17 protein-coding genes and 1 tRNA gene are annotated in these 17,209 nt (G+C 69.3%); all 18 read right to left on the reverse strand.

All coding sequences use genetic code 11. The features are described 5' to 3' along the window. Window positions 1–3: 3 nt before the first annotated feature. The 18 genes from rseP to ACOOGH_RS06965 all read right to left on the reverse strand — a co-directional run bounded on the left by rseP (window position 4) and on the right by ACOOGH_RS06965 (window position 17,207). A complete protein-coding gene (gene rseP / locus ACOOGH_RS06880) occupies window positions 4–1,107 on the reverse strand; it encodes an RIP metalloprotease RseP (RefSeq protein ID WP_420448216.1) in 1,104 nt (367 codons plus the stop codon). Beyond that, window positions 1,104–2,270: a 1-deoxy-D-xylulose-5-phosphate reductoisomerase gene (dxr, locus tag ACOOGH_RS06885; protein WP_420448217.1), complete on the reverse strand. Its 1,167-nt coding sequence runs from the start codon at window positions 2,268–2,270 to the stop codon at window positions 1,104–1,106. The genes rseP and dxr overlap by 4 nt, the downstream gene beginning before the upstream one ends. 37 nt (window positions 2,271–2,307) lie before the next feature. Then, complete coding sequence (locus ACOOGH_RS06890; RefSeq protein ID WP_420448218.1) at window positions 2,308–3,162, reverse strand: phosphatidate cytidylyltransferase; 855 nt, start codon at window positions 3,160–3,162, stop codon at window positions 2,308–2,310. A gap of 16 nt (window positions 3,163–3,178) precedes the next feature. Next, window positions 3,179–3,934 (reverse strand): polyprenyl diphosphate synthase, encoded by a 756-nt coding sequence (uppS, locus tag ACOOGH_RS06895; protein WP_420448219.1) that lies wholly within the window; start codon window positions 3,932–3,934, stop codon window positions 3,179–3,181. Window positions 3,935–3,983: 49 nt separating this feature from the next. Continuing rightward, on the reverse strand, window positions 3,984–5,525 hold the full coding sequence (thiI, locus tag ACOOGH_RS06900; protein ID WP_420448220.1) for a tRNA uracil 4-sulfurtransferase ThiI: 1,542 nt from the start codon (window positions 5,523–5,525) through the stop codon (window positions 3,984–3,986). Between the two features lie 124 nt (window positions 5,526–5,649). After that, window positions 5,650–5,723 (reverse strand) — tRNA-Met (locus tag ACOOGH_RS06905). 98 nt (window positions 5,724–5,821) lie between these two features. Next, window positions 5,822–6,166 carry an FtsB family cell division protein gene (locus ACOOGH_RS06910; RefSeq protein ID WP_420448221.1) on the reverse strand — a complete coding sequence of 115 codons (345 nt, stop codon included), beginning with the start codon at window positions 6,164–6,166 and terminating at the stop codon, window positions 5,822–5,824. Beyond that, window positions 6,163–7,455: a phosphopyruvate hydratase gene (gene eno / locus ACOOGH_RS06915; RefSeq protein WP_420448222.1), complete on the reverse strand. Its 1,293-nt coding sequence runs from the start codon at window positions 7,453–7,455 to the stop codon at window positions 6,163–6,165. Before eno ends, ACOOGH_RS06910 begins: the two co-directional genes overlap by 4 nt. A gap of 147 nt (window positions 7,456–7,602) precedes the next feature. Further along, complete coding sequence (locus ACOOGH_RS06920; RefSeq protein ID WP_420448223.1) at window positions 7,603–8,334, reverse strand: lysophospholipid acyltransferase family protein; 732 nt, start codon at window positions 8,332–8,334, stop codon at window positions 7,603–7,605. Beyond that, window positions 8,331–9,344, reverse strand: coding sequence for a thiamine-phosphate kinase (gene thiL, locus ACOOGH_RS06925; RefSeq protein WP_420448224.1), 1,014 nt, complete (start codon window positions 9,342–9,344; stop codon window positions 8,331–8,333). The genes ACOOGH_RS06920 and thiL overlap by 4 nt, the downstream gene beginning before the upstream one ends. Further along, a complete protein-coding gene (locus ACOOGH_RS06930; protein WP_420448225.1) occupies window positions 9,341–10,867 on the reverse strand; it encodes an NAD(P)H-hydrate dehydratase in 1,527 nt (508 codons plus the stop codon). The genes thiL and ACOOGH_RS06930 overlap by 4 nt, the downstream gene beginning before the upstream one ends. Before the next feature lie 121 nt (window positions 10,868–10,988). Then, on the reverse strand, window positions 10,989–11,156 hold the full coding sequence (locus ACOOGH_RS06935; RefSeq protein ID WP_420448226.1) for a hypothetical protein: 168 nt from the start codon (window positions 11,154–11,156) through the stop codon (window positions 10,989–10,991). 138 nt (window positions 11,157–11,294) lie between these two features. Then, window positions 11,295–11,657 (reverse strand): Minf_1886 family protein, encoded by a 363-nt coding sequence (locus ACOOGH_RS06940; protein ID WP_420448227.1) that lies wholly within the window; start codon window positions 11,655–11,657, stop codon window positions 11,295–11,297. Between the two features lie 95 nt (window positions 11,658–11,752). After that, the gene (gene glyA / locus ACOOGH_RS06945) at window positions 11,753–13,063 is read right to left on the reverse strand and encodes a serine hydroxymethyltransferase (protein ID WP_420448228.1); all 1,311 of its coding nucleotides are present in this window, start codon (window positions 13,061–13,063) and stop codon (window positions 11,753–11,755) included. Next, complete coding sequence (locus ACOOGH_RS06950; protein WP_420448229.1) at window positions 13,060–14,253, reverse strand: acyl-CoA dehydrogenase family protein; 1,194 nt, start codon at window positions 14,251–14,253, stop codon at window positions 13,060–13,062. The genes glyA and ACOOGH_RS06950 overlap by 4 nt, the downstream gene beginning before the upstream one ends. Then, entirely contained in the window at window positions 14,250–15,119 is an 870-nt protein-coding gene (locus ACOOGH_RS06955; RefSeq protein WP_420450084.1) for a 3-hydroxybutyryl-CoA dehydrogenase, read from the reverse strand. Before ACOOGH_RS06955 ends, ACOOGH_RS06950 begins: the two co-directional genes overlap by 4 nt. Further along, window positions 15,103–15,999, reverse strand: coding sequence for a CPBP family intramembrane glutamic endopeptidase (locus ACOOGH_RS06960; RefSeq protein WP_420448230.1), 897 nt, complete (start codon window positions 15,997–15,999; stop codon window positions 15,103–15,105). Before ACOOGH_RS06960 ends, ACOOGH_RS06955 begins: the two co-directional genes overlap by 17 nt. After that, on the reverse strand, window positions 15,996–17,207 hold the full coding sequence (locus tag ACOOGH_RS06965; RefSeq protein WP_420448231.1) for an acetyl-CoA C-acyltransferase: 1,212 nt from the start codon (window positions 17,205–17,207) through the stop codon (window positions 15,996–15,998). Before ACOOGH_RS06965 ends, ACOOGH_RS06960 begins: the two co-directional genes overlap by 4 nt. Window positions 17,208–17,209 lie beyond the last annotated feature (2 nt).

Here is a 17,209-nt window from a genome sequence, read left to right on the forward strand (position 1 = left end):
CTGCTAGCGGAGAATCACCCTCAGCACGTCGTTCCCCACGGCCCACACCATGAGGGCCAGGACGAAGACCATTCCCACCGTCGTGAACCGCACGCGCGCCTCGACGCTGAGCGCCCGGCCGCGGACCGCCTCGATCCCCAGGAAGAGCAGGTGTCCGCCGTCGAGGACCGGAATCGGCAGCAGATTGAAGATGGCGAGATTGACGCTGATGATCGCCATGAAACTCAGGAGTTCCCAGAATCCCGCGCGCGCGGCGCGGCCCGAAATCTCCCCGATCAGAATGGGGCCGCCGACCTCTCGCGCCGAACTTCGTCCGGTGACCAGGTCTCCCAGGAACTGAAGGACGGCGCCGCCCCAGTAGGTCGTGTTCGACCACCCGCGCCCGAGCGCCGCGACAGGGCCCGCTCGACCGCTCTCGGCGCCGACGATGATCCCGACTCGCCCGACCGTCCTCGATTCTCCCGTGAGATCCGAATATTGCTCGACCGCCTCGGGCGTCGCCACGAAGGTGAGCTGCTCCCCGGCCCGCTCCACGACGATGTCGGTGGATTCGCCGGCCCGGCGCTCGATCCGCATCGTCACCTGGCCGGGGTCGTGCACCGCGGCGCCATCCACGCGCCGGATCAGATCGTCGGCCCGGAGTCCCGCCTCCGCGGCGGGCGACCCGGGCGCGACCTCGGCGATCCGCGGCTCGAGCACGCCCCGCCCCATCGCGATCGCCGCGAAGGCGACGACCGCGAACAGCCAGTTCATAATGACGCCCGCCGAGATGGTGAAAACGCGTGCCCATAGCGGCTTGCCGTCGAAATCTCCGGGCCCGGGCCTCGCTTCGGTGCGCGCCGCCTTCTCCGAGTCGCCCCCGCCCTCGAGCGTCGACGTCACTTCCTCGTCCGCCATCCCCGCCATCTTGACGTAGCCGCCGAGCGGGATCCATGAGAGGACATACTCCGTTTCACCGCGCCGGAACCCCACCATCTTGGGGCCCAGGCCGATCGAGAACCGCGGCACGTCGATCCCGACGCTCTTCGCCGCGGCGAAATGCCCCAGTTCGTGCACGAAGATGAGTATGCCCAGGACAAGGATCGTTACCAGAATCGTTAGGATCACTCAGCGTCTCCCGACTTGGGCTCCCCATGTGGGTCGCGGGCGATGGCGCGCGCCCTCGTGTCTACGCGCCGCGCATCCTCCACCGATTCGATGGTGCGCGACGAAAACCGCTCCAGTGTACGAAGCACAATGTCCGCGAGTTCCGTGAAGCCGACATCTCCGGAGAGGAACCTCTCGACCGCAACTTCGTTGGCCGCGTTGTAGGCCACCGGAAACTCGCCTCCCGCCCTTCCCGCCGCGACCCCCGCGCCGAAGAGTGGAAAATCCTCTTCCCGCACCGGTTCGAACTCGAGCGGACCATCTCGTACCGGATCGAACCCAGCCTCCCGTCGGCCGTCGTCCACCCGGTCGGGGTAGCCGAGGGCCCACAGGATCGGAATCTCCATCGAGGGCCTGCCCAATTGCGCGAGCGAGGAGCCGTCGCGGAATTCGACGAGGGAATGGATGATCGAGGTAGGGTGCACGACGACTTCGATGCGGTCATATGGGAGGCCGAACAACACGTGTGCCTCGATGACCTCGAGCGCCTTGTTCGCCAGCGTGGCGGAATCGATTGTGATCTTGGCCCCCATCGACCACGTCGGGTGTCGCAGGGCATCGGCCGGCGTCACGGTGGCGAGGCGCCGTGTCGGCCACTGGCGGAACGGGCCGCCTGAAGCCGTGAGCGTGACGCGGGCGACCTCCGACACCGGACGTCCGGCCAGGCACTGGTGGACCGCGGAGTGTTCGCTGTCCACCGGCAGGAGTTCTCCCCCGCCGGCTCGCAAGGCAGCCAGCACGAGGTCCCCTCCCGCCACGAGCGATTCCTTGTTGGCGAGCGCCAGGCGTTTCCCCGCCCCGAGCGCCGCCAGCGTCGCCCCGAGTCCGGCGAATCCCACCACCGCATTCAGAACGATGTCGACCCCGGACGACCCGGCGGCCTCTTCGAGCGCATCGGCGCCGAAGCGCCATTCCCCGGCCCAGCGCGGCGCGAAGTCGTCCGGGGGCGGCGTCCCGAGCACGACGAAATCGGGGCCCCGGTCGAGCGCGAGCGCGTCGAGCGCCTCCCACCGGCAATTCGCCGTGAGGACGGCGGCGCGAAACCGGTCCGGGTGACGGCGGATGACTTCGAGCGTGCCCGCGCCGACGGATCCCGTGGCGCCGAGGACCGCGACGTTCTTCAAGCGCGAGTTCACCGAGAACCCGTTTCGCCTGCGGTGCTCACGCGAAGAGCAGGAGGAAGAGGAACGCGGCCGGGAGCGCCCAGAGAACGGAGTCGAGCCGGTCCAGCATGCCCCCGTGCCCCGGCAGCAGACCCGAAGAGTCCTTCACGCCGCATTCCCGCTTGAGGGCTGATTCCGCAAGATCTCCGACGATCGCCAGCCCCGCGACAACCAGCCCGAAGGCCAGCGTGCGAACCGGGTCCAGGGACCAGACCTCCGCAAGGAGGAATCGCGGATAGAGGACGGCCACGGCGAGGCCCGTCAGCAGCGCGCAGACACCCCCCGCAACCGTCTTGTTGGGGCTCACGCGCGGCGCGAGCGGCCGCTTGCCGAAGGCCCGGCCGCCGAGGTACGCCGCGGTATCGGCAAGCCAGGTGATGACGACGGGGAAGAAGAAAAGCAGCGTCCCCGCCATCCGGACGGTGTTCGCATCGCCGCCGGCCGGGGACATGAGCCCGCCCTCGCGCAGCGGAACGCCCAGGGAGAGCAGCCCGCCGACGTAGAAGACTCCGAACGCCGTGCAGGCGGCGGCTCGGATCGGCCGCTCCGGGAGGTCCACCGCCGCAATCGCGAGCGCGGGCAGCCCGAGCATGAGGCCCGCCGCATAGAAGCCGCCGCCTTCGAGGCCGCCCGAGAAGACGATGAGCGGGAACAGGAACGCAGCCACGACGCCCGGCAGCGTGAGCACCCGCGTCCCGGTCCCGCGCATCATCCCCGCGAATTCTCGGTAACCGAGCGCGGCCGCCGCGCCCAGCCCGGCGACGAAGACGAACCCGCCCGCGTATGTGATCAGCGCGCAGACGGGGACCCCGACTCCCGCCACGGCGAGTCGCTTGCGGAGGTTGGGGCTCATGGCGGGCCCGGCCGCCTCACGCCTTCACCAGCCCGAACCTCCGCTCGCGGCGTCGATAGTCGACGAGGGCGCCGTAAAGGTGTTCGCGCGTGAAGTCGGGCCACAGCACATCCGTCACAAAGAGTTCCGCGTAGGCGAGCTGCCAGAGGAGAAAGTTGGAGATGCGCTGCTCCCCCGAGGTCCGGATCAGAAGGTCCGGGTCGGGCCAGTCACTCGTGAGGAGTTCGGCCTCGAAGAGTTCGGCGTTGATCTCCTCCGGTGCCAGCTCCCCCTCCAGGCAGCGTTGGGCGAGCGCCTGCGCGACGCCCGCCAGTTCCGCCCGCGCGCCGTAGCTGATCGCAAGGTGCACCTCCAGGGCCGTCCCGCCCTCCGTCGAGGCTTCGAGCTCCCGGATCGCCTGACGGGCCTCCTCGGGAAGGCGCAGCCGGTCACCGAAAACCGTGACCCGGATCCCGTGCCTCACCAGAGCCTCGCGCTGGCTCCTCACATACTCCTCGAGGAGCAACATCAGCGCTTCCACCTCCACCGGGGGACGGAACCAGTTCTCGTCCGAGAATGCGTACATGGTGAGGTGGGCCACGCCGGCCTCCGCCGCCCCCTCGATGGTCTCGCGCACCGCGGCCATGCCCGCGCGGTGCCCCTCCCATCTCGGCAGGCCACGCTGCCTCGCCCAGCGACCATTCCCATCCATGATGACGGCGACATGGGTCGGCACTTCGCCCTGTCGTACGGTCTCCAGCGTGGCCGTCACGCCGCTCTTCTCCCCGCTCATGCGGCCCAAGCTCGCGCCGCGTGGGCAGGGGTGTCAAAACGGGCCGCGATCAGGCGATCTCCGTCCGGCCTCGCGCGAGGCGTCGCATGCGGGGGGCCCCGCCGAGAAAGGAGTAGGCCTCGTATCCCGCCCGCTGCATGATCTCCGCGAGGTAGGCCGTCCGCACGCCTTCCGTGCAGCAGAGCACGTAGGTCGCGTCTCGTTCGAGTCCGCCGAAGTCGCGTTCGAGTTGCGGGAGGTCGCTGAGCGTCGCGCCCGGCCAGTGCCATGTCTCGAACGCGGCCCGGGGGCGGGTGTCGAAAATGACCGCGCCGTCCGGCACTTCGGCCACATACAGGGAGGCTCCGACCATGGATTCCGGTCGCAGCGCGCGCACATTGTGCACATTCGCGCCTGCGACGGCCTCGCCCAGTTCGTCGAAGCCTACGGCCGACTCCTGGGCCTCGGCAGCCGCCGGAGACGACGCGGTGACCGGCCGTTGCGGCACGAGGTCGCAATACTCGCGCACCCGGGCGGACAGGTCATGGGTGCCGATCTCCCGCGCCCGGTCGAGGATCTCCTCCTTGTGGAATCCGAGCAGGGGCCGGAGCACCGGGAGCGAGGAGGCGTTCTCGATCGCGCGGAGATTGCTGAGCGTCTGGGACGAAACCTGCCCCACCGACTCGCCCGTGACGATCGCCTCCGCCCCGATACGCTCTCCGATCTCCGCCGCCGCCCGGTACATCATCCGCTTGAGGACGACCTGCAGGTATGCGGGTTTCGCGCGGGCCCGCATCGCCTCGACAACCGGACCGAACTCGAGGACGTGCAGCCGGGGCCGGGTCCCGTAGCTCCACCGATCCGCGAGCACCTTCGTCACCTCCACCACCATCCGCTCGTACGCGCTCCCGCCCAGATTGCAGAAGACGTAGTCGAGGCGGACCCCCCTGCGGAGGGCCATCCAGGCGGACACGGCCGAGTCGAAGCCGCCGGAGATGAGCGCGAGGGCGTGCCCCTGCACTCCGAGCGGCAGGCCGGACGGTCCCCGGATCCTGTCCTCGTGGAAGAAGGCGCGCTCGTCGCGGACCTCGACGAACACGGTGACATCCGGATTTCCCAGGTCGACGGTGGCTCCGGGGTTCAGGGCCGCGCCGAGCCGCTGTTGGATGTCGGAGGACGAAAAGCCGTGTGAACCGGAGCGGCGCGCGCGCACCGCGTAGCTCCGGCCGCGGACGGACTCGGCGAAGAGGGCCGTGCCCGTCGTGACGATCGTGTCGAGGTCCGCCTCGCATTCACCCGCGAGTACGGAACAGCTGGACACGCCGAAGGTCCGCAGGAGCGGCTCGAGAAAAGCGGGGTCCGAGGCCTCGATGTGGAAACGGCTCCAGCCCGGTTCGAGGCTTGCGTCGACCCCTTCGGCCTCGAACGCATCGCGGAGGTTGCGCGCGAGCCGGTTCTGGAAGCGGGACCGCGTCCGGCGCGCCTTGGTCGAGAGCTCGCCGGAGAACCGCACGAGCGCCCGAACGGGCCGGTCTCCCCTGACGTCGGGGTCGACCGCGCCGGCGTCGTCTGTCGGATCGCCGCTCGCTCGAGACTCGTCGTGCGCTCTCATGGCGATAGTGTACACCGGTCGCCAAGAGTCGGGAAACTCGCGCGGCAGGCCTCGTCCGCCGAGCGAAACTCCGGAGCGGGAGTCAAGGCTCTGCAGGAACACAGGGCCGGGGGAAGGCAACGAATGGCAGGGGGGGGATTTGAACCCCCGACCCAGGGCTTATGAGTCCCTTGCTCTACCAGGCTGAGCTACCCTGCCATGCTTGTGGGTCCGCAATCCTACACTTCGTGGCGTGCGGGGCAAGCCGCCATCCCCGGAGAGTCGTCGAGAGTTGCGACTCGGCGAGGCGGGGGACATCAGGGCACGTTGGCTCGCGGGGGCGGCGACGGGGGCGCCTCTCCGTCGTCCAACTCCACGAACCGCACCAGGATCTCGCCGGGACGGACGAATCCGTACCGCTCCCGCGCGACCCGTTCGATCGCCCAGGGACTCGACCCGAGGCTGTCCGCCCAGGCCTGGATCGACGCGAGTTCAACCTCGCGGGCCGTGATCTCCGCTCTCTGCGACTCGATCTGCTGCTCGAGTCGGGCCAGCCCGGCCCTCGTATATTCTCCGCCCACCATCCAGTAGTACCCCGCCCCGACCAGGGCGACGAACGCGATCGCCCGCGTGATCCGACGGTTCGCCGCCTCCGCCATCATTGGCCTCCGTACACGGCGGACCCCGGGTAGGCCGCCTTCGATCCGAGGCGCTCTTCGATCCGAAGCAGCTGGTTGTATTTCGCGACGCGTTCCGACCGACAGGCGCTTCCCGTCTTGATCTGCCCGGCGTGCGTCGCCACGGCGAGATCCGCGATGAAGGTGTCTGCGGTCTCTCCGGAGCGGTGCGAGATGACGACGCCGAAGTTCGCCTTCGCGGCCATCCGGATCGCGTCCAGCGTCTCGCTCACCGTCCCGATCTGGTTCAGTTTGATGAGGATCGCGTTCCCGATCCCGCCTTCGATGCCGCGCGCGAGCCGGTCGACGTTGGTCACGAAGAGGTCGTCGCCGACCAGTTGCACGCGGTTTCCGAGTCGGGATGTGAGGGTCGCCCAACCTTCCCAGTCGTCTTCGTCGAGCCCGTCCTCGATCGAGACGATGGGATACGCTTCCAGCCAGTCCTCGTAGAGCGACACGAGCGCCTCCGCGTCGAGCGCCCCCGCTTCACCGGCGCTCTCGAGACGGTACACTCCGGCCTCCGCTTCGTAGAACTCCGACGCGGCGCAATCGAGAGAAAGCGCGACCTCCGAGCCCGGCTCGTATCCCGCGTCGGCGATCGCGGCCATGATGAGATCCAGCGCCTCGCGGTTCGAGGCCAGATCCGGCGCCACACCGCCCTCGTCCCCGACGGCCGTCGGGTACCCCGCGGCCGACAGTCGGTCCCGCAGCGCATGGAACACCTCCACGCCCACCCGCAGGCCCTCGGAGAAACTCTGCGCGCCGAGCGGCAGGATCATGAACTCCTGGATGTCGACGGTGTTGTTCGCGTGCGCACCCCCATTGAGGATGTTCAGCATGGGGACCGGGAGCAGGTGCGGATCTCCGGCACCGAGGTGTCGGAAAAGAGGTGTCCCCGCCGACGCCGCGGCCGCTCGCGCCGCCGCCATCGAAACGGCGAGGATCGCGTTCGCTCCGAGCCGGCCCTTGTTCGGGGTTCCGTCGAGCGCGATGAGCTCAGCATCGAGCCCGGGCTGGTCAGAGGCATCCCGTCCCCGCACCGCCTGCGCGATCTCCCCGTTGACATGCGCGACGGCACGCCGCACGCCTCGGCCGCCATACCGCGCCGGATCGCCGTCGCGCAACTCGACCGCTTCGTGCTCTCCCGTCGATGCGCCACTCGGTACGGCGGCGCGACCCATCGCCCCGGTCTCGAGGTGGACGTCGGCCTCGACCGTCGGGTTGCCGCGGGAATCCACGATTTCTCGGGCCGCGACCTGGACGATGGCCGTCACGGGACGCTTCCACTTCTGTGATGTGCAGGGCGATTCATCAAGGCGGGTCCCCTCCCCCCGGCGATCCGGACGATCGCTTCTTCCTCCACCCGCTCCCGAAGATAGGGCCCCGTACGCCGGGAACAAGTCGGACGCGGACTCCGCACGCTACCCGGACGCGCCGCCGCCCCGTCCGTCCTCCGCCAACATCGCCTCAATGGCGGCGCGGGTTCTGCGCATCGCCGTCCCCCGGTCCGCCGGCTCGGCTCCATCGCACCGGATCGCCGGCCCGAGTCGCACAGTGATCGGACCCGGTCTGACCCGCTTTGCCCCGGGCGGATAAACGCGCCGGCCGCCATCGATCGCCGCGGGCACGAGAGGCGCCCCCGTCTCCAGTGCGAGTGCGAAGGAGCCTCGCAGGAAACGCCCCAGTTGGCCGTCACGCGACCGGGTCCCCTCCGGAAACACGACCAGAGTCAATTGCTCCGCCCTCATGCGGACGCCTGCCTCCCTGAGCGTTTCCCTCGCGCTGCGGGCCCGGTCGCGGTCGATCAGCACATGCCCCGCGGAACGCATCCCCACCGAGAGCATGGGAATGTTCGCCAACTCCCGCTTGGCGATGAAACGCACGGACGCGGGGAGACCGGCGATGAGCACCCAGATATCGAAGTACGACTGATGGTTCGCGGCGATGATCTGGATCCCGGAGGGGTGGAGGTGCTCGAGGCCGCGCACCGCCACGCGCACACCGGCGGCCGCAAGCACGGAGCGGGCCCAGCCGCGGTTTGCCCGGTCCATCCAGACCCGGCCGCCCCCGAGGAGCGCGGCGAGGGCCGCCAGAGCTCCGCAGAAGATCGTCGAGAACACGAGTGTGAGGTAGAAGACCGCCGTTCTGATCAACGGCCCACCTCAAAATGATCGAATCCCGCCGGGAGCGCCGAATCCACCCGCCCGCGTACGGTCAGCCCCTTCCCTTCGCGCGCGCTCCCGACGCGGGTGAGCGGGAGATCGAACGCGTCGGCAAAGGCCCGCTTCGTCTCCCGCATGGCTCGGGCCGGAACCGCGAGGAGCAGTTCGTAGTCCTCACCGCCGCCGAGAAGGAGGCGTTCCCCGGCCGGCGACCGACGGAAGCCGTCGAGTGCGGGGGCAGCCGGGAGCAGCTCCGCTTCGACTTCCAGGGCGACCTCCGAAGCCGTCGCGAGATGCTGTGCATCCCGCATCACTCCGTCCGAAAGGTCGATCGCCGCGTGGATCTCGACTCGCTCCCCGAGCCACAGCGCTTCATCGATTCTGGGGCGCGGCCGGTCGAACGAGCGGCGGGCGCGGGGGTCCGGCTCCAGTCCCCGCTCCAGGTCCCGCAGAGCGGCCGCGGCCCCGCCGAGTTCACCGGTCACCCACAGTTCGTCGCCCGGACGCGCCCCGCACCGCGTCGTCGGGTTCGCCGCGTAACCGAGGACGGTGACGTCCAGGAAAGCGGGGCCCGGTGACGCGACGAGATCGCCGCCGAGCACCTCCGCGCCGACCCGGCTGGCGGTCTCGCCCACACCCCGTCCGAGCGCCGCAGCGATCTCGACATCCAGTTCGGGGGGCAGGGCCGCCGCCACGACGAGGCCGACCGGGGTGGCGATCATGGCCGCGAGATCGCTCAGCGCCGAGGCCGCCGCCCGGTAGCCGATCGTCTCCCACGTCATCCATTCGCGGCGGAAGTGGATCCCCTCTACGCTCGCGTCGCAGCTCACTACGACCTGCGTGCCCCGGGGGGGACGAAAGGCTGCGGCGTCATCGCCGACCGGTAGCGTGACCGTGCCGCCCGCCCCCCCCCGGCCGCCGTCGACGCCGGCCCCGTCCAGGAACGCCCGGATGCGCGCCGTCTCGGGCCCCTCGGCGAGCGCCAGGCCGGTGAAGTTCATCCGGCCGCGCCCGCGGTCGAATCGGCCGGCACCGCGGGGAGGGCAAGGTTGACCCCCGACCACGCTCCGGGTTGAAGTTCTCCCAGCGCCCGGCGCGCTTCAGGCAGCGCGTCCGGCAGGTCCCCCGCGGATCCGCCGATATCGTCGACGGCGCGCAGGACGGCGAGAGCCGTGAGGGTCAGGGCGGCGGATGCCGCGTCGGCTGGGCCGAGGCCGGACGCGAGGCAGGCGCCGCATACGCCAGTCAGCACGTCGCCCATGCCGCCGCTCGCGAACGCCGGGCTCACAAGCGTGGTCGCGCGCAGTTCACCCCCCGGGCTCGCCACCCAGGTGGGCGCGCCCTTGAGCAGCACCGTCGCCCGCGCCTGGTCGGCCAGCCGCCGGGCCGCTGACGCGGGATCCTCGCCTACTTCGGCAACGGACGAGCCGAGCAACCGTGCCATCTCACCCGGATGGGGCGTCAGAAGAACCGGGCGACCCGGTGCCGGGGGACCGAGCGCAGCCCGCTCCTGTGCCGCATCCGCCGCGAGCACATTCAGGGCATCCGCGTCGAGTACCAGCGGCACGGTCGCGATCTCCCGCACACGCAGCACGAGCGCCGCGCGCTCCGGCCCCACTCCCAGGCCGGGTCCGACTGAAACGGCTCCCGCCCAGCGCAGCGCCGACTCCAGCGCTTCGGGTTCGGACCAATCGACGAATACGGCCTCGGGCACGGCGGTCTGCATGGTTTCGCGGTTCTCCGGAGCGCTCACGACGCGGACGATGCCGACCCCGGCCCGGATCGCGGCACGAGCCGCCAGCACCACGGCGCCGGCCATGCCACGCTCGCCCCCGATGATCGCGAGATAGCCGGCGTCGCCCTTGTGACCATCGGCGGGGCGGCCCCCGAGCAGGCCCGCCACCCACGACGCGGTCACCGCCCGGGCCCGCGGCGGCGGATCCGCTGGCGGGAAGCCGATCTCGACGGAGACCAGGTCCCCGATGCGTTCGCGAGCCGGGAAACGCAGCAGCCCCAACTTCGGCCACCCGAAGGTGACGGTGAGGTCGGCCCGAATCGCTGCGCCCGGCACGCGGCCCGTGGTGAAGTCCACTCCGCTGGGACCATCGGCGGAGACGACGGCGGCCCGGGCGGCGTTCACGCGGTCGATGATCCCTGCCTGGGGAGGACGCGGCGCCCTCGTCAGTCCCGTCCCCAGAATTCCGTCGATGACCGTCCCGGCCGCGGCGAGTTCCCGATCCAGCGCTTCCACCGGCTGGAGAGTCAGTCCCCAGCCCGCGAGGACATCCGGTTCGGGGGCTCGACTCCCACACCGCACGAACCCGACGGATCGTCCCCAGGCGGCAAGCGTCCGACCCGCCACGAGTGAATCGGCCCCGTTGTGCCCGCTTCCCGCCAGCACGGTGACATGGCCCGCCGGGAACCTGTCCTGCACATGGCGCGCCAGGGCCCGACCCGCGTTTTCTATCAGCGCGCGTTCGGGTATCGCCCCCGATTCGACCGCGACGCGATCGATCGCCGCCATCTCGGCCGCGGTGGGGAGCCACACCTCGCGCGCGGCGCAGCGCCACCAGTCCGATGACGCGAAGGCGGAAGACCGGATGGCAGGGCTCCGGACGGTAGCGGCGGAATCTCCGCCGGGAAGGCTACTTGTAGGACTGTTGGACGTTGCGTCCGAAGCTGATCTCACCGTTGTCGATCCGGATATTGAACCCGCAGTCGGGCTTCGAGCAGACCCATGCCTTGTACCGGATCGGCGCCCCGTCGCGTCCATAGTCCGAAAGCGGGAGCAGGACCCCCTTGTTGCAACTCAAGCACTCCGTAAACGACCCCGAATCGGCCACGCGCTCACCCCTCCCCAAGTTTGGGCGGCGCTCCCGGTCCTGGCCCGGCCACCGCCGCCTGCCGCCCCCGCCGCCCACTGGCTGCGCGGTCGACTTCCTGTTCCTCCCCTACGCGCTCCAGGGGTAACTGTCCTCAAAAGCTTCGTCGAAGCTGAAGAGACCCTCGAAGTCCTCTCGCGAATCGTCGGGTTGCTTGATCAGAACTCCACATTCAACCAGCGCGAAGACGATCTCGCCGATGTCCGTCGTGCCGTGCACACCCCAGTGCTCGAGTACGGTCCGCGCCAGGGGACCGAACCGCTCCAGCGCGAGTTCCCGGACCGCGTCGGCGACTTCAGCGCCGCTGATGTGACGAGGCAGTTCGAGGCTGGACAACCGGCGTTGGAGGGCGGAGAGCAAGAACAGGTATGCGGCCTCCGTATACCTGGGGTTGCCCTTCCTGATGCCCGTCGGAACGCCCGCTGTGTCCACCGCTTCTCACCTCGTCCCAGGCCCCTTTCCCTGCCACGATGCGCACTGCCCGCAAGGACATGAGCGGCAAAGTTAGGCGGGGGAAAAACTTGCCGTCAAGCTACGCCCTCCTCATGAACGCCATCTCCCCGGGGATAGAGGGGGAAATCGGCGCACAGGGCCTGGACCTCCCTCTCCACCGCCGAGAGCGTCGCTTCATCGCCTTCCGAGCGCAGCGCGCGGTCCATGAGATCGGCGATGATTCCCATTTCTTTCTCGCCCATGGAGCGGGTTGCAACGGCCGCCGTCCCGATCCGTATGCCGGACGCCACAAAGGGCGAACGGGTCTCGAACGGCACGGTGTTCTTGTTCACCGTGATGCCTGCCCGACCCAGGAGCGCCTCCGCGTCCTTCCCCGTGAGATCCGTCGTCCGGAGATCGACGAGGAGGAGGTGCGTGTCCGTCCCTCCGGCCACGAGATCGTAGCCATGTTCGGCGAGCCGCCGTCCCAGGGCGCGGGCGTTGCGCACCACGAGATCCGAGTATTGTCCGAACTCGGGCTGGAGGGCCTCGCCGAGCGCGACAGCCTTTGCGGCGATCACATGCATGAGCGGACCGCCCTGTAATCCGGGAAAGACGGCCTTGTCGACCGCCTTCGCGTGCTCCTCCCGGCAAAGCACGAGCCCTCCCCGCGGCCCGCGCAACGTCTTGTGCGTCGTCGTCGTCACCACATCGGCGTGCGGTACCGGTGAGGGGTGGTGCCCCGTAGCCACGAGGCCGGCGATATGCGCCATGTCCACGAGGACGCGGGCGCCACATTCCTCGGCGATCTCCGCGAAACGCTCAAAGTCGATCCGGCGGGGATAGGCGCTGGCCCCCGCGATGATCACGGTGGGGCGAACTTCCAGCGCGGTCGTCCGGAGGGCGTCGTAATCGATCGTCCGATCCGAGGCGCGCACGCCGTACGGGACGACGCGGTACCAGAGGCCCGAGAAGTTCACGCGCGACCCGTGGGTCAGGTGACCTCCGTGCGAGAGGTCCATCCCGAGGAGCGTCGCGCCGGGTTCGGTGAGCGCCTGGAGCGCGGTCATGTTCGCGCCGGAGCCGCTGTGCGTCTGGACGTTGCTGTGGTCCGCCCCGAACAGCCGGCGCGCGCGATCACGGGCGAGGTCCTCGACCTCGTCCACAAACTCGCAGCCTCCGTAGTAGCGACGCCCCGGATAACCCTCGGCGTACTTGTTCGTCATGACGCAGCCGGTCGCCTCCAGCACCCCGCGAGACACGAAGTTCTCGCTCGCGATCAGTTCCAGGCCCGTACGCTGTCTCTCGAGTTCGCGGCCGATCGAAGCCGCCACCGCCGGATCCGTCTCATTCAGCGGGCGCGGGTCCAGCGCGCCGATGGCTCTGCGTTCCGCCGTCGCACTCACACGTATCCCCTCTCCCTGTAGAGTTGCCGCGCGATCAGGCTGCGATGCATTTCGTTGGCTCCCTCGTAGATCTCGGTGACCTTCGCGTCCCGGAACAGGCGTTCCACGGGATACTCCCGCGAATACCCGTAACCTCCGAACACCTGGACCGCTTCGCGCGCATTCTGCATCGCGATCTCGCTCGCGAACAGCTTCGCCACGCTGGACAGCCGGCGTGCCCGGGGGTCTCCCAACGTGTGCGCCGCCGCCGCACGCTCGAGGAGTCCGCGCGCGGCCTCGAGCCGGGTCACCATATCGCCGAGCTTGAATTCCATCCCCTGGAACTCCCGCAGGGGGCGGCCGAACTGGCGGCGCGTATGCGCATATTCGAACGCCGCGTCGACAGCCGCCGAAGCGATGCCGAGGGCCTGGGCCGCGATCCCGAGCCTGCCGCCCGCCAAACCCTCGAGAGCGTAGCTGAAGCCACGGTTCACTTCTCCAATCATAAGTTCATGTGGAATAAAGACATCCTTCAGTGACAACGCGACGGTCTCCGATCCGCGCTGGCCCAGCTTTCGCTCTTTCCTCCCGACGGAGCAACCCTCCGTCCCGGCGGGCAGGAGGAAGGCGCTGATGCCGCGCGATCCCAACCGATCCTCCGGCGTATCCGTCCGCGCGAACATGAGGACGACGCCCGCGGACGCGCCGTTCGTCACCCACATCTTCTCGCCGTTGAGGATCCATCCGCCTGCCGTGGGCACCGCCTGGGTCCGCAGTGCCGCGGCATCCGTGCCGGCGCCGGCTTCAGAGAGAGAGAACGCGCCGAGCACCTCTCCGCTGGCCATCCTGGGGAGCCAGCGTTCGCGCTGCGCCTCGCTTCCCCTACGCAGCAGGATCTGCACCGGGAGCGAGTTGTGAATGCTGACCGATACGGCCACGCCCGCATCACCCCAAGCCAGTTCCTCCAGCACGTAGAGGTACGTCACGAGGTCGAGGCCGAGACCCTCGTAGCGCTCCGGCACTCTCATGGCCAGGAAGCCGAGATCTCCCAATTCGCGATGGATTTCGGCATCGAACCGATCCTCGTTCGCGTCCCGGGATTCCGCCGTGGGCTGCAAGCGCTCTTCGGCGAACTGGCGGGCGAGGGAGAGGATCTGTTCCGCCTCGGAGGAGAGTTCGAGCGCAGACCAGGAGCGGCGACCGGTCGTCATGTCGCGGCGTAGTCGTAGAAGCCGCGACCGGTTTTCCGCCCCAGCCGCCCGGCGGCGACGTATTTCGCGAGCAGCGGGCACGGCCGGTACTTGGAGTCGCCGAGTTCGGCGTGCAGGACGCGCATGATCGCCAGACAGGTGTCGAGGCCGATCAGGTCGGCGAGGGCGAGCGGCCCCATGGGATGGTTCATGCCCAGCTTCATGACGGTGTCCACGGCCTCGGCCTCCGCCACGCCTTCCATCAGACAATACACGGCCTCGTTGATCATCGGCATCAGGATCCGGTTGGCCACGAAGCCCGGGTAGTCGTTCGCCGGCACGGCCGTTTTCGAGAGACGCTCGCAGAGGTCGAGGGTGAGCTCTGCCGCCGCATCCGAAGTCTCGAGCCCCCGAATGACCTCGACGAGCCGCATGACCGGCACGGGATTCATGAAGTGCATCCCGATGACACGGGCCGGATCATCGACGTGTGATGCGATACGCGTGATCGAGATCGAACTCGTGTTCGACGCGAGAAGAGTTTCTGGGCTCACGATCTCGGACAACTCCTTGAAGAGCCGGAACTTGAGGGCCGGATTCTCGCTCGCCGCCTCCACCACGACTTCCGCGTCGGCCAGGACCGCGAGTTCTCCGCCCCCGGCGATACGTGCCAGGGCCGCCTCCGCGTCCTGCGCGGAGATGGTTTGCCGGCGGACCTGCCGAGCGAGGTTGCGGCCGATCGAGTCGAGCGCGCGGTCGAGAGCCTCCGGCTCGACGTCGACGAGACGGACGTCGACACCGGTCAGGGCGAATACGTGGGCGATGCCACTGCCCATCGTGCCGGCGCCGACGACGCCGACCCGCGACACGTCAGACGCTTGCATCATCATCCCCGGGGGTCTCCGAAATCGACCACCGGGCCCCGACCGGACGATCTGCCGATCCGCTGATCCGCCAAAGCCAAACCGTACCCAGAGCGGTCATGACCGTGGCGACCAGCCCGGCCTCGGGCCCAAACCCGCCTCCCGTCCACAGCGCCGGGCCCGAGAGAACGGCCTCGAGGCCGGATATTCGCACGTCGAGTCCGCTCACGGACAGACCGCTCGCGGCCATGATCCAGTTCCAGCCGAAGTGTACACCCGTGACGAACCAGAGGCTCCCGGAACGCCAGTAGGCCACACCAAGCAGGACGCCGGCGAGGGCCAGGTTGACCAGCGCCAACGGCGTGATTCCCGGGTTGGCGCCGTGCATGAGACCGAACGCGACCGAGGTCCCCGCGAGGGCCGGAACCGGACCGAACCGGAGGTGGAGGACGCGGAAGGCATAGCCTCGAAAGAGAAGTTCCTCCGTGAAGGCGGCCCCGAGAAGGAGGATCGAAATCTCCGCCCCCGAGAGGACGGCGGCGCCGCCCGGAGCCGTCCACGAAACCCAGCCCGGCAGGGCCAGGGCGAGAATGACGACGCCAATGATCGCAAACCCGGCCAGTGTCCCGTAACCCAGTTCCGACAGCCCCGCGCGCCCGCCCCTCAATCCCAGCGCGGAGAGCGGACGCCCATCGATGCGGACAGTCAGTACCCAGGTGGCCGCACAGGCGGCGAGCAGCGCGGGCGCGACGGTCCACCAGCCGACGGTCGCGGGCACTTCGATGCCTGCAAGTCGCGCGATGCCGGCGGCCGCGACCGCGAGCACGAGCGCGAACGCGATGAACAGGCCGGCGAACCCCGACAGCCTCCCGACCCAGGCCCAGCCTTCGGCCTTCAACTTCATCGGCGCTCCACGCTCATCGCGACCGCGTTTCCTCCGCCCAGGCACAGCGTGGCCATGCCCTGTTCGACATCCCTGTCCCGCATCGCATGGAGCAGCGAGGTCAGGATCTTCGCGCCCGAGGCTCCGATCGGGTGGCCGAGCGCGATCGCTCCACCGCGGACGTTCACCCGATCGAGATCCAGTCCCAGCTCGCGGGCATCGGCCAGGCACTGCACGGCAAACGCCTCGTTCATCTCCACCAGCCCGTAGTCGGCGACGACGGTCCCAGCGAGCGTCATGAGCTTCCGCACCGCGGCGACGGGCGCGAAGAAGAGGTCGCGAGGCGCCATGGACCCCACTGAATAGGCCCGGATCCGCCCCAGGATGGGGAGGCCGTGCGCCGCTGCGTACGCTTCCGACGTGACGAGCGTGGCCGCGCCGCCGTCGTTGAGGCCAGGCGCGTTCCCCGCCGTGACGCTGGGCTCGGTCACCTCCGGGGGAGCATCTCCCGTGAAGGCCGGGCGCAGCTTCGCGAGCGCTTCGAGCGACGTGCCGCGCCGCGGCGGCTCATCCGTCTCGATCGTCACGGTGCCCCGGCGCGTCTCGATGTGGACGGGGACGACTTCCCCGGCGAACTCCCCTCCGTCGATCGCGCGGATCGCCTTCTCGTGGCTCCCGAGCGCGTAGGCGTCCTGGTCCTCGCGGCTTACACCCGCCTTGTGGGCCGTGTACTCGGCGTGGCCGCCCATGTGGCAGGTACCGAAGGCGCACCAAAGCCCATCGTGGATGAGGCCGTCCACGAGCGACCGGTCTCCGAACTTCACACCCTCCCGGTGTCCCCGGAGGAGATAGGGAGCATTCGACATCGACTCCATCCCGCCGGCCATCACGACCCGGGCATCCCCGGCCTTGATGGCCTGCGCCGCCAGCATGACGGCTTTCAGCCCGGAGCCGCAGACCTTGTTCACGGTCACCGCCGGGACCGTCACGGGCACTCCGCCCCCAATCGCCGCCTGGCGGGCCGGCGCCTGTCCGACGCCCGCCTGCACGACGTTCCCCATGATCACGTCATCGATTTCCTCCGGGTCGACTCCGGCCCTCTCAACCGCCGCCGAGATCGCGAGACCGCCGAGGTCCGGGGCCGCGAGGGTAGAAAGCCCGCCCATGAAGCGGCCCGTGGGGAGCCGCGCGGCGGAGACGATGACCGGAATTCTGTCTCGATCGCTCATGT

It is taken from the genome of Candidatus Palauibacter sp., assembly GCF_965213655.1.
In the GTDB taxonomy this organism is placed as follows: Bacteria; Gemmatimonadota; Gemmatimonadetes; order Palauibacterales; family Palauibacteraceae; genus Palauibacter.

Bases quoted from the DNA above. Each gene is read 5' to 3' on its own strand.
- ACOOGH_RS06950 (WP_420448229.1), bottom strand. From the start codon at position 14,253: ATGACGACCGGTCGCCGCTCCTGGTCTGCGCTCGAACTCTCCTCCGAG.
- ACOOGH_RS06890 (WP_420448218.1), bottom strand. From the start codon at position 3,162: ATGAGCCCCAACCTCCGCAAGCGACTCGCCGTGGCGGGAGTCGGGGTC.
- ACOOGH_RS06960 (WP_420448230.1), bottom strand. From the start codon at position 15,999: ATGAAGTTGAAGGCCGAAGGCTGGGCCTGGGTCGGGAGGCTGTCGGGG.
- uppS (WP_420448219.1), bottom strand. From the start codon at position 3,934: ATGAGCGGGGAGAAGAGCGGCGTGACGGCCACGCTGGAGACCGTACGA.
- ACOOGH_RS06930 (WP_420448225.1), bottom strand. From the start codon at position 10,867: ATGGCGGCGATCGATCGCGTCGCGGTCGAATCGGGGGCGATACCCGAA.
- thiL (WP_420448224.1), bottom strand. From the start codon at position 9,344: ATGAACTTCACCGGCCTGGCGCTCGCCGAGGGGCCCGAGACGGCGCGC.
- thiI (WP_420448220.1), bottom strand. From the start codon at position 5,525: ATGAGAGCGCACGACGAGTCTCGAGCGAGCGGCGATCCGACAGACGAC.
- ACOOGH_RS06965 (WP_420448231.1), bottom strand. From the start codon at position 17,207: ATGAGCGATCGAGACAGAATTCCGGTCATCGTCTCCGCCGCGCGGCTC.
- ACOOGH_RS06910 (WP_420448221.1), bottom strand. From the start codon at position 6,166: ATGATGGCGGAGGCGGCGAACCGTCGGATCACGCGGGCGATCGCGTTC.
- ACOOGH_RS06955 (WP_420450084.1), bottom strand. From the start codon at position 15,119: ATGATGCAAGCGTCTGACGTGTCGCGGGTCGGCGTCGTCGGCGCCGGC.